Source organism: Bradyrhizobium sp. 195, from assembly GCF_023101665.1.
Taxonomy (GTDB): domain Bacteria; phylum Pseudomonadota; class Alphaproteobacteria; order Rhizobiales; family Xanthobacteraceae; genus Bradyrhizobium.
The window spans coordinates 146,079-159,265 of record NZ_CP082162.1 but is presented as its reverse complement, the minus strand read 5'-3'; the positions used below and the strand labels follow the sequence as shown (position 1 = coordinate 159,265).

The 13,187-nt window shown below is 61.5% G+C and carries 10 protein-coding genes; 3 read left to right on the top strand and 7 right to left on the bottom strand.

From position 1 onward, the window contains the following. Positions 1–27 precede the first annotated feature (27 nt). The 6 genes from thrC to IVB26_RS39440 all read right to left on the bottom strand — a co-directional run bounded on the left by thrC (position 28) and on the right by IVB26_RS39440 (position 8,168). Positions 28–1,455, bottom strand: coding sequence for a threonine synthase (gene thrC, locus IVB26_RS39465; RefSeq protein WP_247973789.1), 1,428 nt, complete (start codon positions 1,453–1,455; stop codon positions 28–30). Between the two features lie 70 nt (positions 1,456–1,525). Then, positions 1,526–2,836, bottom strand: coding sequence for an NAD(P)/FAD-dependent oxidoreductase (locus tag IVB26_RS39460; RefSeq protein ID WP_247973788.1), 1,311 nt, complete (start codon positions 2,834–2,836; stop codon positions 1,526–1,528). 53 nt (positions 2,837–2,889) lie between these two features. After that, on the bottom strand, positions 2,890–3,768 hold the full coding sequence (locus IVB26_RS39455; RefSeq protein ID WP_247973787.1) for an ABC transporter permease: 879 nt from the start codon (positions 3,766–3,768) through the stop codon (positions 2,890–2,892). A gap of 37 nt (positions 3,769–3,805) precedes the next feature. Continuing rightward, the gene (locus tag IVB26_RS39450; protein WP_247973786.1) at positions 3,806–4,756 is read right to left on the bottom strand and encodes an ABC transporter permease; all 951 of its coding nucleotides are present in this window, start codon (positions 4,754–4,756) and stop codon (positions 3,806–3,808) included. Positions 4,757–4,815: 59 nt separating this feature from the next. Next, positions 4,816–6,486, bottom strand: a complete 1,671-nt coding sequence (locus tag IVB26_RS39445) for a peptide ABC transporter substrate-binding protein (RefSeq protein WP_247973785.1) — start codon at positions 6,484–6,486, stop codon at positions 4,816–4,818. Beyond that, the gene (locus tag IVB26_RS39440) at positions 6,483–8,168 is read right to left on the bottom strand and encodes an ABC transporter ATP-binding protein (RefSeq protein ID WP_247973908.1); all 1,686 of its coding nucleotides are present in this window, start codon (positions 8,166–8,168) and stop codon (positions 6,483–6,485) included. Before IVB26_RS39440 ends, IVB26_RS39445 begins: the two co-directional genes overlap by 4 nt. Before the next feature lie 646 nt (positions 8,169–8,814). Here IVB26_RS39440 and IVB26_RS39435 point away from each other — a divergent pair. Next, positions 8,815–10,140, top strand: a complete 1,326-nt coding sequence (locus tag IVB26_RS39435; RefSeq protein ID WP_247973784.1) for an NAD(P)/FAD-dependent oxidoreductase — start codon at positions 8,815–8,817, stop codon at positions 10,138–10,140. Positions 10,141–10,253: 113 nt separating this feature from the next. After that, positions 10,254–10,730, top strand: coding sequence for an Lrp/AsnC family transcriptional regulator (locus IVB26_RS39430; protein WP_247973783.1), 477 nt, complete (start codon positions 10,254–10,256; stop codon positions 10,728–10,730). Between the two features lie 30 nt (positions 10,731–10,760). On the opposite strand, the gene IVB26_RS39425 is transcribed toward IVB26_RS39430, so the two are convergent. Continuing rightward, positions 10,761–12,137 carry an aspartate aminotransferase family protein gene (locus IVB26_RS39425; protein WP_247973782.1) on the bottom strand — a complete coding sequence of 459 codons (1,377 nt, stop codon included), beginning with the start codon at positions 12,135–12,137 and terminating at the stop codon, positions 10,761–10,763. Positions 12,138–12,474: 337 nt separating this feature from the next. On the opposite strand from IVB26_RS39425, the gene IVB26_RS39420 reads away from it, so the two are divergent. Next, positions 12,475–13,164 carry a haloacid dehalogenase type II gene (locus IVB26_RS39420; protein WP_247973781.1) on the top strand — a complete coding sequence of 230 codons (690 nt, stop codon included), beginning with the start codon at positions 12,475–12,477 and terminating at the stop codon, positions 13,162–13,164. Positions 13,165–13,187 lie beyond the last annotated feature (23 nt).

Below are 13,187 nucleotides of genomic sequence, written 5' to 3'. Positions count from 1 at the left end.
CGCGGTCTTTGTTCCGATATCTGCCGTTCAGCAGGCTTTCTCGTCCACAATCTCGGTGATGTAGTTCTTGACCGCCTGTGCATCCGCGGGAAGTACCTTGACTCGCCTCGGCAGCTTCTCGATGCCCTCGTAGCGTTGCGGGCGATCTGGCTCCCGGCCCAGAGCTTCCTTGATCGTCGCGGCGAATTTGATCGGCTGTGCAGTTTCGAGCACAATCATCGGCATCTCGGGGCTCGCGTGCATGCGCCCGACCTTCACGCCGTCCGCCGTATGTGGATCGATCACGGCGTTCAGGCGCTTCCACGTGTCACGGATGGTCGCGAGCCGGTCGGCATGTGTGCTCCTTCCACTCCGGAAGCCGAAACGGGCTGCGGCCTCTGCAAATCTGGATTCTCCACTCAGATCGAACGAGCCTCGCTCCCCGAGCTGATCAGCAAACAGCGATTTGGTTCGCTCTGTGTCCCTATCTAACAGGTCGAATACAAAGCGTTCGAGATTTGAGGCCTTGGAGATGTCCATGGACGGGCTTGAGGTCTCGAGCGTCTCAGCGCGACTTCGGACGCGATACACCCCGGTGCGGAAAAACTTGTCGAGCACGTCGTTCTCGTTGGTCGCCAGGACCAGCCGGGATATTGGAAGGCCCATCATGCGCGCAACATGCCCTGCGCAGATGTTGCCGAAATTGCCCGAAGGCACTGCAAAGCTTACACCTGTCGCCCCCCGTTCGGATGCCTGCAGATAACCGGAGAAGTAATAGACGACCTGCGCAAGGAGCCTCGCCCAGTTGATCGAATTCACCGCACCGATCTTGTATTTCTGCTTGAACTCCAGATCGCTCGCCACCCGCTTGACGATGTCCTGGCAATCGTCGAAGACGCCATCTATCGCGACGTTGTGGATGTTGTGGTCCTGGAGGCTGAACATCTGAGCTTGTTGAAAGGCGCTCATTCGCCCACGGGGCGAGAGCATGAACACCCGCATCCCTTTCTTGCCGCGCATGGCGTATTCTGCGGCGCTTCCGGTGTCGCCACTGGTCGCACCAAGAATGTTCAAGTTCTCCTGCCGGCGCGACAGCTCGTACTCGAGCAGATTGCCGAGCAACTGCATCGCCATGTCCTTGAACGCCAGCGTCGGACCATTCGACAGCTCCTGGAGGTAAAGTCCCCTCTCCAGCTTTCGCAGCGGCGCGATGTCAGGCTTTCCGAATATCTCCGGCGTGTACGTCTTTGCACAGATGGCTTTCAGGTCGGCGGAGGGAATATCGCCGACATAGAGCGACAGGATCTCGAAAGCCAGGTTGGCGTAGGACAGCGTACGCCACCCATCCAGCGTGGCGTGGCCAACGCGAGGATAGGTCTCGGGGACGTACAGCCCGCCCTCCGGCGCGAGGCCTTCAAGCAATGCCTCGCAGAATTGCTTGCGGCCTGAATGGCCGCGCGTGGATACGTACTGCATTGTCAATCTTCTTTCGAGAGGCGGAAGTGCCTCCGGAACTCGCACCCTGGGTTAGCTGTGCTGCCGGCCGTCAACGGCTGGCGCGCCACATCGCGATCCGGTCGCGCATCCGGTAGCCCTGAATGAAAGCAGGCATGAACCACGGATTGCCTCGATAGAACGGGATGAAGGCCGGTGGCCTGAAGTCGAACGCGGTGCGCGCCCGCTCCTCGTGTCCCATGAGCTTGTGGGCCGCATGCATACCGACCCATGGCGCCCAGACCACGCCCGACCCGCAGAAGCCGCTGGCATAGACGATGCCTTCCTTTTCGAAAATGCGCGGAATCATGTCGCGGTTCATGGCCACATGGCCGAACCAGCTGTGTGAAAGGCGAACGGCCTCCAGCTCAGGGAACAGATTCACCAGGCCCTTGCGCAGAAGCAGCTTCGGAGCGACGGGGTCGCCGACCCGAGAGCTGTCGCGGCCGCCGAGCAAGATGCGTTTGCCATCAGGCGAGGGCCGATAATAGAAGCCGACCTCCCGGTTCTCCGTGATCATCATGCGTTTCGGCATCAGCCGCGCCATGACTTCGGGCGCTAGCTCCTCCGTCGCAATGATCCGGCTGCGAACCGGGACCAGCCGACGGCGCAGGAAGGGCACGGCGCCATCGGTGTAACCGTTGGTACACACCAGCACCTGACGCGCCTGCACCGGACCGGCCGCGGTGACGACGCGGAAACCGGAGCCATCTCTGTCGATCGAGATCACGGGCGTCCGCGCGTGGACTGTCAATCCGGAAGCGAATGCGACCCGCAGCAGTTCGGCGTGGAATTTCGCCGGGTGCAGCCCGCCGATGTCCATCCGAACCGTACCGCCGCGATAGACATCGGTGCCAATATACTGGCGTTGCTCGGCATAGGGAACTGCGTAGGCTTCGATCCCGAGTTTCTTTGCGAACCGCTCCGCGGTGCGCGCCATGGCCTCGTATTGCTCATAGCCGAAGGCGCCCTTGAACTGCCCCACCGGCTGGAAGTCGCAGGCGAGGCCTTCCGTCCTGATGAAATCGTACAGGAACTCGCGTGCGGCCTTGCCTTCCGCCTCGATCGCCAGCGCCTTCTCCTCTCCGAACCGGCGCGTGAGCGTCGCGTAATCGGGCCGAATGGATCCGCTGGTGATACCGCCGTTGCGGGTCGAAGCTCCTTCGCCAGGGTCCATGGCATCATAGGCCGCAACCGAGCGGCCCTCACGCGCCAGCACCAGACCGGCCGAGAGCCCTGCATAGCCCGCGCCCACGATCAACACGTCGAGCTTCTTGGCTATTGGCTGCTGGGGCGGCGGCTTAAGCGGCGCAGCTTCCCACCAATAGGGCGTGGCCTTCTCGGCAACTCTCGGCGCGTGCATGGCTTTGCTTCTCGTATGGTCGCTGGGTTCAGCCGCGACTCGGTTGAAAGCGTTCAGATGTGGTCGTTTCGAACGTCGAGGGCATCTCGCAAGCCATCGCCGATGAAATTGAAGCTCGTTACCGCCATCGTAATGGCGGCGCCGGGAATGATGGCAAGCCAGGGAGCACTCGCCAGATATTGCTGGGCGCCATTGAGCATGTTGCCCCAGCTGGGCAGCGGCGGCTGGATGCCGTAGCCGAGAAAGCTGATATAGGCCTCCAGAAGGATCGCGCGGGCAACGGCCAGACTCGCGGCGACGATGATGGGGCCCATGGCATTGGGCAGGATCTCGCGGAACATGATGTGCGCTCTGCTAAGCCCGACCATGCGCGCAGCCTGAACGAACTCGCGCTCGCGCAGCGAACGGACTTCGGCTTCGACGATTCGCGCGGTCTCCATCCAGCTCGTGGCGGCAATGATGACGGTGATCATCACGGGGCTCGGCCGCAGCATTGCGGCCAGCGCCAGGACGAGGAAGATCGACGGGTAGGACAGGAAACCGTCCACCATGCGCATCAGCGCTGCCCCGACCCAGCCGCCGCGATAGCCTGCCGTCACGCCAACCAGGGTGCCGATCAGTGTCGACAGCAGCATCGCGGAGAATCCGACCAGCAGCGACACGCGCCCGGCCATCAATAGCCGCGCAGCCAGGTCACGTCCGAGAGGATCGGTGCCGAAATAGTGGTGACCGGTGAGAGGCGGTGCAAAGCGTGCGCGCAGATCGATCTGGAGGGTGTCGTAAGGTAAGGCATAAGGGCCAATGGCGCACGCCAACACAAGCAGGGTGATCATGGAGATCCCGACAAGTGCCAGATGATGGCGCATGAAGCGCGCCACTGCACGGCTGTGCCACCAGCGAGTAGGAGCTGCGTGCACGACGATGGCGGTCATATCTGCTGCCTCCTGGTAACAAGGGTGAGCGGCGGGCTCAGCCCAGACGAATGCGCGGATCCACGGTAGCGATGACGATGTCTGCGATCAGATTTCCCAGCACGACCAAGGTGGCCGAGAAGATCAACAGTCCCATCACCATCGGATAGTCACTGTAGCCGAGGCTATCGAGAAACAGCCGCCCCATTCCCGGCCAGGTGAAAACCGTCTCGGTCACGAGTGCGCCGGTCAGAATGCTGGGCAATTGCATCCCGGCCAGGGTGATCATCGGCAACAGCGCATTGCCGACGACGTGCTTCAGCAGGATGCGCCGTTCGCTCACGCCCTTGGCGCGGGCGGTCTTGACGAAATCCTGACTCAGCGCATCGAGCGTCGCCGAGCGCATGTAGCGGCTCCAGATCGCAACATGAACCAGCGACAGCACCAAGCTCGGGAGGATCAGATGGTGCAGATAATCCAGCACCGAGCCGTCGCCGATCGTGTACATGTTGCCTGCAGGAACCCAACCGAGCTTCAGCGTAAAGATGTAGATGCCAATGAGCCCGAACCAGAAGGTCGGAACCGAAAGTGCCACCATGGCACCCACCGTCGCGCAATAATCGAACAGGGAATAGCGGTTGGTAGCACCGCGGATGCCAATCCAGGTGCCGGCCGCGACCGCCAATGCGGTGGACGTTCCCATCAGCAGCAGCGTCGCTAGCAGATGTCGGCCGATCACCGCCAGCACCGCAGAGCCATCGCGGAAGGAGTGTCCCCAGTCGCCCCGGATCAGCCGCCAGGCCCAGTCGAGATACTGAAGCCACAGCGGCCGGTTCAGCCCTAGCTGCTCTGCGAGCCGCGCGATGTCCTTCTGCGTCATGCCGGGATCGAGCCCGAATTGCGCAAGAGGACCGCCAGGCATGAGGTTGAGAACCGTGAAGCCGATGATCGAGACGATCACGAGCAGCACGGCGCTCTGCGACAGACGATTGAGCAGAAAGGCGAACATTCGAGCCCTCCATTAGCGTGACAGCGCTGCCGCCGGCCTGCAGGTCCGGCGGCAAGAGATCAGCTCGCCCAGTACCAGGCCAGCGCATTCCAGGATTCTGTGCGCGTATTGCCGTTCGGCACGAAGCCGTTGATGCCTTTCTTGAGACCTTCGACCGCATTGCTCTGGTACAACGGAAGGAACGGCAGGTCGCGACGAACAAGTTCCTGGACGCGAGCATAGATCGCGCGCCGGGCTTCAGGATCGAAGGTCCGCGCGCCCTTGTCGAGCAGGGCATCGACCTCCGGATTCGCATATTGCGCGTTGTTCGAGCCGCGACCGCCCTTCGCGCCGATCGAGCGCGAGTGCAGGCGATTAGTGACATCCGGATCGGCGCCGATCAGATACGAGCTGCCGACGATCACGGAATCGAATTGCGACTGCATCCAAAACTCGCCCCACATCACCGCGGCGGGCAGGTTCGATATCTTCATCTCGATCCCCAATTGCGCGAACGCCTGCTGCAGGTACTGCTGCACCTGCTCGCGGAGCGGATCTCCGGAGGTGGTCGAATTGGTGAAGGACAGGCGAACGCCGTTCTTGGCACGAATGCCGTCCGCGCCCTTTGCCCATCCGGCTTGATCGAGGATCTTGGCCGCGCGATTCACGTCGAATTGGTGCAGGGGTAGATTGGCATTGAAGTAGAAGGACTGCCGCGGCATGAAAGTCTCCGTCGGCGTCGGCACGCCGTAGTAGAGCCCCTGGATGATCGCCTCCTTGTCGATCGCCGCGTAAAGCGCCTCGCGGACCGCAAGCTCCTTGAACTGCGGACGCTCGAGGTTCAGGTAGAAGGACTCGAACGAGGCCCTTGGGACCAGCGTCACCACGCGGTTCGGCAGCGTCTTGGCTTCACCGTAGTGATCGGGAGTGATGTAGGGCTGACCCACGAGATCGATGTCGCCGCTCTTGAACTGGGTGTAGAGGACGGTGAGATCGGGAATGTATTTGAACACCAGCCGCTCGATATGAGGGCCTTCACCGAAGTATTCGGTGTTGGCCACCAGTTCGAGATGATCACCAGCGACCCGCTTGCCCCACTTGAACGCGCCGGTGCCGACCGGCGCCTGGTTGAAGGCGGCGGTGTTCGGATTCGCCTCTTTCTCCAGAATGTGCTTGGGCACGATGAAGGTTTCGGTCAAGAACGACAAATACGGCGCGAAGGCCTCCTCCATTCGCCACGAGATCTCCGTGGGCGAGACCACCGTGATGTCGCGCAGGAGAGAATGGCCGGACGTGCGCCAACTCCGGAAGTTGGGGTTGGTGATCAGTTCGAGCGTGAACTTCACGTCCTCGGCGCTGAAAGGCTTGCCGTCGTGCCAGCGGACATCGTCACGCAAACGAATGCGCCATTTGAGACCGTCTTCAGAAATGCCGCCGTTCTTTTGGTTCGGCACTTCCAGGGCAAGGTTGGGCTGAATGACGCCTTGGGGATCGATGCGGAACAGCGCGTCGAAAACCGAGAAGTGCACGCCATCATCGACTTCAATGTGGACCATCAGCGGATTGAAGACGGTCGGCTCCTGTCCAAGTCCGACGATCACGCGGCCGGTTGGCTTTGCCGGAGAGGTGCGCGCGAAGGCCGACTTGCCCAAGAGATTGGGCGCGAAGAGGCCGGCAGCTCCACCAATCGCTACCATGCGCAGGGCATCGCGCCGAGAGTAGTTCGATGTCGTCGCAGAACGCTCGGTCATAACGTCTCTCCTTGCCTGTGGTGTCCGACGTGGCTTTCATCTTGGGTCCCGGGCTGCTCGCCGGGGATCGCTGCCACCAATTCTCGCGTGTAGCTGGATTTCGGATCGAGGAAGATCTGAGACGGCGGCCCGCGTTCAACGATCTGTCCTCGATGCATGACGGCAATTTCATCGCAGATCTGGCTTGCGACGCGCAGATCATGCGTGATGAAGACCATCGAGACGCCCGTCTCGCGCTGAATCTGATCCAGCAGCTTCAAGATCTGGGCTTGGATCGATACGTCGAGCGCAGAGACCGCTTCGTCCGCAATCAGCAGCTTCGGCTTGAACATCAGCGCCCGCGCGATACCGATGCGCTGGCGCTGCCCGCCGGAGAATTCGTGCGGATAGCGGTCGAAGGCTCCTGCATCGAGGCCGACGTGCGAAAGAAGCTCCCGCGCGCGCTCGCAAGCCTCGCCGTATGGCACCCCATGCGCGACAGGGCCGACCGTAAGAATATGTCCGACTGTCGATCGCGGATTCAGCGAGGCAAAGGGATCCTGGAAGATCATCTGGATCTTGGGCCGCAGCGATCGAAACTCGGCCTCGGAAAGCCCGGCGATGTCGCGCCCTTCGAACAGAATCGAGCCGCTATCGCACTCCATGAGCTTGATCAGCAGCCGACCGAGCGACGACTTGCCCGAACCGCTCTCCCCGACGACGCCGAGCGTGCGACCCGACGTGAGGTCGAAGCTGACCCCATTGACCGCAGGCACGATGCGCTGCGTGCGGAAAAGCGCGCTGCCGCTGCGATAGGTTTTTGCGAGGCATTCGACCTTGAGAATGGCCACTGGTTGAGCAGCTTCCAGGGGCACACGGTTCTTGCCGGTCAGGTGGGGAACGGCTGCGACCAGGCGGCGCGTATAGAGGTGGCTGGGCGACTTCAGCACCTGCTCGGCACTGCCCTGCTCCACGCAATGGCCTTTCTCCATCACCACAACGGAATCGGCGATCTCAGCCACGACGCCGAAGTCGTGGGTGATGAACATGACGCTCATCCCCTTGCGGCGCTGAATGTCGCGGATCAATTTGAGGATCTGCGCCTGGGTCGTCACGTCCAGGGCGGTGGTCGGCTCGTCCGCAATCAGGATCGCGGGCTCTAGAGCCAGGGCCATGGCGATCATCACGCGCTGCCGCTGTCCGCCCGAAAGCCGGAATGGATATTGGTGGTACATCAGCTGCGGATCGGGCAGACCCACTTCGACCAACAAGTCGATGGCTCGGCTGCGACGCGAGGCCGGCGTGCCGACGTCGTGCGCGGCCATCACCTCCTCGATCTGCGCGCCCACTGTCATCAGCGGGTTGAGCGCCGAGAGAGGATCTTGAAAGATCATTGAAACGATGCGGCCGCGCAGGCTGCGGAGCTTGTCGGGCGAGAGACCTACGATGTTCGTCCCATTCAGGTGGATCGCCCCCGAGGTGACCCGGATCGCTTTCGGTAGAAGCCCCATGATCGCATTCGCGGTGACCGACTTGCCCGATCCGGATTCCCCGATGATACAGAGAATCTGCCCGCGTTTCAGATCGAAGGAGATATTCTCGACGGCGTAGGCCCGCTCCATGCCTTCCGGCAGACTCACGGTCAGCTCGCGCACCGACAGCGCGACATCGACGGGGCTCGCCACCTGGATGCCAGAGGCCATGAGAGCGTCCTCCTTTTTCAAGCCAGTGCCGTCTTGCCGCGGCCGGCGGCTTCGGCTCCTTGCGCCTTCACGCTCCTTGGACAGGTCGATAATTTGCCGCTCAACTTGCCATTCCTTCGTTGGAGGCTGCGACATGATTCAGGCCTCTTCGCGCAACAAGCAAGAACTGTTGCTCGGAGCGCAGCACCGACCCAATCGGCCAACTCGATCGAAGCGAAGCACAGACGGCATCGGCATCATGGCCTGATCGCTTCCGCCAAGGTCTGCTCCTGGACTCATGCAGGTTGCCTCTGTGGACTTCGACCCACCGATCGAGTGGTTCTGCCGATATTGGCGATTTTCATCTCCGCGGAATCGCCGAAAGGGGACATCCAGGCAGCAGGAACTTCCGAAAACGAAGTCCGATTTGGCATTTCAGTCTGTGCCGCCAAGCCTGCCGAGGCGCCCGGCCCAAAGAAGGCCGATGCCGCGTGCGGGAGGGTGCGACGGTCTGGCCGCCTGCAAGCTGCAGCATGCAAAGCATTTTCGCAATAATAGCCTTTATCAAAGGCAGTGAACCGCAGGAAATTCCGTCTCATCACGCAAGTTCGCGAGGCCTGCCGCAAATTTCTCAATTACGTTACGGCAGCCACCGGAGACCAGTCTGATGAGCGCGCCGCTCCTGCATATTGAATCCAGTCCCCTCCTGCCTGGCGAGGCAGACGTCGTCGTCATCGGCGGCGGCGTGGTGGGTGTGTTCACGAGCTATTATCTCGCCAGCCGCGGCATCAAGGTTGCATTGCTCGAAAAGGGCCGCGTCGGCGCCGAGCAGTCCAGCCGCAACTGGGGATGGTGCCGCCAACAGAACCGCGATGCGCGCGAGCTGCCGATCGCGACCAGGAGCCTCGACCTCTGGGAGAGATTTGCCGAGGAAACCGGTGAGGATACGGGCTTCCGCCGATGCGGCCTTCTGTATCTGTCGAACGACGAAGCTGAGCTGGCGGGCTGGGCGAAGTGGCGCGATTTCGCCCGGAGTGCGGGCGTTACGACGCACATGCTGAGCACTGAAGAGGCAAGTGAGCGAGGCAAGGCGACGGGCCGCAAGTGGAAAGGCGGCGTCTTCTCGCCAACGGATGGAACGGCAGACCCGTCGAAGGCTGTGCCTGTCGCTGCGCGCGCGATCATGGCGGCGGGCGGCACGGTGCACCAGCATTGCGCCGCGCGCGGCATCGAGCTCAGTGCCGGCCGCGTCACCGGAGTGGTGACCGAAGCCGGCACGATCCGCACGAAAACGGTGGTCATGGCAGGAGGCGCGTGGGCTTCGTCGTTCTGCAACCAGCTTGGAATTCGTTTCCCGCAGGCATCGGTGCGCCAATCCATTCTCGCCGTGGGACCCGGCGCGGCTGGCCTGCCTGACGCCCTGCACAACTCGCTGGTGTCGGTCACGCGACGTCGCAACGGCGGATACACGCTGGCAATCAGTGGTCGCGCACGCGTCGATCCGACGCCGCAGCAGTTCAGGTTCAGCCGCGAATTCCTGCCCATGTTCGTCCGGCGGTGGCGAAGCCTTGCCACTGGGGCCTTCGAGGGCTTGCGGCAGGGTCATGAATCACTGGCAAAGTGGGCGCTTGATGAGGTGACCCCGATGGAGCGGAATCGGACACTCAATCCCCGTCCCAACAAGAGACAGATTCGGCTGACGCATCAACGAGCTTGCGATTTGCTGCCTGAACTCCGGCGCGTGGCAATCTCCGACGTCTGGGCCGGCTATATCGACAGCACGCCGGACGGCGTTCCGGCAATCGGTGAAGTTGAGGCGATCCCAGGTTTCATCCTCGCGGCGGGGTTCAGCGGTCACGGCTTCGGAATCGGCCCCGGCGCCGGGCATATGATTGCCGACATCATCACCGGTCGTACGCCGATCGTCGATCCGCGCCCCTACAGGCCTGAGCGGCTCAAAACAGGGGCTTGGGGCAAGGTGGCCGAGTTCTGAATTGCGGTTTCCGACTCGTTGGGAAAAGGTGCTGGTTGATGCTATTAGGATGCATATGACGCTGAAGACCCAAAGCCCTGACGCCGTTGTTGGCCCCATCTGATGGCATTGCTATGAAGCTCGATAAGATCGACATCAGGATTTTATGCGAACTGCAGAAGAACGGGCGCATTTCCAACGTCGAGCTCGCGGAGCTGATAAATCTTTCGCCGAGCCCGTGCCTGATGCGCGTCAAGAGGCTTCAGTCTGAGGGCTTCATCACCGGCTATTCCGCCCAGATCGATGTTGCCAAGCTCGGACAAACCCTGACGGTCTTCGCGGAAATCACCCTGAAGAATCACCGGCAGATCGATTTCGCCCGCTTTCTCACGACGATCGAAAAGATCGATGCGGTCGTCGAATGCCATCTGGTTTCAGGCGGATACGACTATCTCGTCAAGTTCATCACCGCGGGGATCAGCGAATATCAGGCTGTCATGGAACGCCTGGTCGAGATGGATATCGGCATCGACAAGTACTTCAGTTTCGTCGTGCTGAAGTCCCCGATCGTGAAATCCCATCTGCCGCTCGAAAGCATCTTCAATGGCTAAGAACATGGCGCCAACCGGCAGCGCCGATGATCATCCCTTCATCGCCGCGCGGACGTCCTTGTCTTCGAGCGTTTGGTCGAGCGTAGTCTTTGTCCGCTCAATAATGCCGTCGATGTCGTCATCGGTGCAACACAGCGGCGGCGCATAGCCCAGCACGCCTTGCGCGAAAGCGCGGATCACGAGACCATTGTCCCATGCGCGATCGAAGATGCGGCGCGCTGCGTCGGCTTCCGCCGGCAGAGGCGTCTTGAGCTCCTTGTCAGTCACGAGCTCGATTGCGGCCAGCATGCCGCGACCGCGGACATCGCCGACAAGCGGATGATCGGCAAGCGCGCGAAGACCTTCCATCAGGCGGTGCCCGGCCTTGCGGCCGTTGTCCAGCAAGCCGTTTTCATAGAGATCAAGGCACGCGAGCCCAACGGCTGCGCTGACGGGATGAGCGGAATAGGTGTAGCCGTGGCCGACGGCCGCCTTGCCGGCACCGTCGGCAATCGTGTTGTAGACGCCGTCTGACATGAGAACGGCCCCCATCGGCACGTACCCCGAGGTCAGCCCCTTTGCCGTGGTCATGAGATCCGGCACGACATCATCTTCCTCGCAGGCGAAGAGCGGACCGACACGGCCAAAGCCGGTGATGACCTCATCGGCCACGAACAGAATATCGTGCTCCTTGCAGACCGCATGCATCGCCTTGAGCCAGGACGGCGGCGGAACGAGGACGCCTCCCGACCCCTGTATCGGCTCGACATAGAAGGCGGCGACGCGTTCGGCGCCGAGTTCGGCGATCTTGGCCCGCAAGGCCGCGACCGACGCCGCGATGATAGCCTGCGGATGCGAGCCGACAGGATTGCGATAGGCGTAGTGCGACGAAATTTTGTGCTGCCAGTTGTATGGCACTCCAAAGCCCGCATGAAACGCCGGCAGCGCAGTCAGGCCTGATCCTGCCGTCGACGATCCGTGGTAGCCAGATTCGACGGAAATGAACTGGTCCTTCTGCGGCCTACCCTTGGCATGATAATAGTAGCGGATGAACCGGATGGTGCTGTCGACGGCGTCGGAGCCGCCCAAGGTGAAGTAGACATGGTTCAGATCACCAGGCGCCAATTCAGCCAACCTGGCCGCCAGCCGGATCGCCGGGTCCGAGCCCAAACCGAAATAGCCCGTCGCATAAGGCAGCTCCTGCAGCTGTCGCGTAGCCGCTTCAACGATGCTGTCCTGTCCGTAACCGGCATTGACACACCACAGACCCGCAAAGCCGTCCAGCAATTGACGTCCCGAGACATCGGTCAGCGTCGCGCCCTTGCCTGACTTCAGCACGCGGACGCCCGTCGCCTCGTGGCTGCGATAAGAAGAGACCGGGTGAATCAGATGCGCGCGATCGAGCTCAATTAGCGAGTTGCTCAACATATTGTCCTCCAGGTCGGCCGCGACGTTTGTGCGAGCAGCCGCTGTGTCCGGGCTCAACATAAGTTGCTTAAGACAGCACTTGCTCCCAGGCAGGACATGGACTGAGGGCGTTTTGACTTTGATTGGGCACCACTGCGGCATCTTATGCCGGCATGGTTCGGCGACGGCATTGAGGCTAAACGAGGAGAGCCGTCGTCGCGCAACTCTCTGCCACGGCTCCGACACGATACGACACAATCTGCTCCCGACCACCGCGACATCGGCGCTTTATCTCGCCGGTGCTCGCTAGGCTGTGTGTCGTACCGGCAAGCGGTGCGAGATCGCAAGGATTGGAGCTATGGCGACATTCAGACCGAAATACATCACCTTCGACTGCTACGGAACGCTGACCAATTTCGACATGGCCGGCGCTGCGACCCGTGTCTATGGCTCGGAGCTTTCTGCCGTGGCGATGGCAAAGTTCATCAAGGACTTTGCAGCCTATCGCCTGGACGAGGTTCTCGGCGCCTGGAAACCGTACTTCGAGGTCGTGCACAACGCGCTGGAGCGCGCCTGCAAGCGCAATGGTGTCGTCTTTAAGCCGGAGCACGCCCAGCGCATCAATGATGAGATCCACACGTGGGGTCCACATGCCGACGTCCCGGCTGGCCTGGCCAAGGTTGCCAAGGAGATCCCGCTGGTCATCCTGTCGAACTCGATGAAGAACCTCATCATGTCCAACGTGGAGAAGCTCGGTGCTCCCTTCCACACGGTCATCACGGCCGAGGAGACTGGCGCCTACAAGCCGCACATGAAAGGCTTCGAGTACATGTTCGACAAGCTGGGCTGCGGCCCGGAAGATATCACCCACGTCTCCTCCTCGTTCCGCTACGATCTGATGACCGCCTACGATCTGGGTATCAAGAGCAAGGTATGGGTGAACCGCGGTCACGAGCCAGCGAACCCCTTCTATGAATACACCGAGGTCTCCGGCATCGGCGGCTTGGCTGCCGCAGTCGGCCTGGAGCCTCTTCGCAAGAGCGCCTGAGCGCAATCCTTTCGGGATATCTC

Coding starts and splice junctions, on each gene's coding strand:
- thrC (WP_247973789.1), bottom strand. CDS start 1,455: ATGCAGTACGTATCCACGCGCGGCCATTCAGGCCGCAAGCAATTCTGC.
- IVB26_RS39460 (WP_247973788.1), bottom strand. CDS start 2,836: ATGCACGCGCCGAGAGTTGCCGAGAAGGCCACGCCCTATTGGTGGGAA.
- IVB26_RS39455 (WP_247973787.1), bottom strand. CDS start 3,768: ATGACCGCCATCGTCGTGCACGCAGCTCCTACTCGCTGGTGGCACAGC.
- IVB26_RS39450 (WP_247973786.1), bottom strand. CDS start 4,756: ATGTTCGCCTTTCTGCTCAATCGTCTGTCGCAGAGCGCCGTGCTGCTC.
- IVB26_RS39445 (WP_247973785.1), bottom strand. CDS start 6,486: ATGACCGAGCGTTCTGCGACGACATCGAACTACTCTCGGCGCGATGCC.
- IVB26_RS39440 (WP_247973908.1), bottom strand. CDS start 8,168: ATGGCCTCTGGCATCCAGGTGGCGAGCCCCGTCGATGTCGCGCTGTCG.
- IVB26_RS39435 (WP_247973784.1), top strand. CDS start 8,815: ATGAGCGCGCCGCTCCTGCATATTGAATCCAGTCCCCTCCTGCCTGGC.
- IVB26_RS39430 (WP_247973783.1), top strand. CDS start 10,254: ATGAAGCTCGATAAGATCGACATCAGGATTTTATGCGAACTGCAGAAG.
- IVB26_RS39425 (WP_247973782.1), bottom strand. CDS start 12,137: ATGTTGAGCAACTCGCTAATTGAGCTCGATCGCGCGCATCTGATTCAC.
- IVB26_RS39420 (WP_247973781.1), top strand. CDS start 12,475: ATGGCGACATTCAGACCGAAATACATCACCTTCGACTGCTACGGAACG.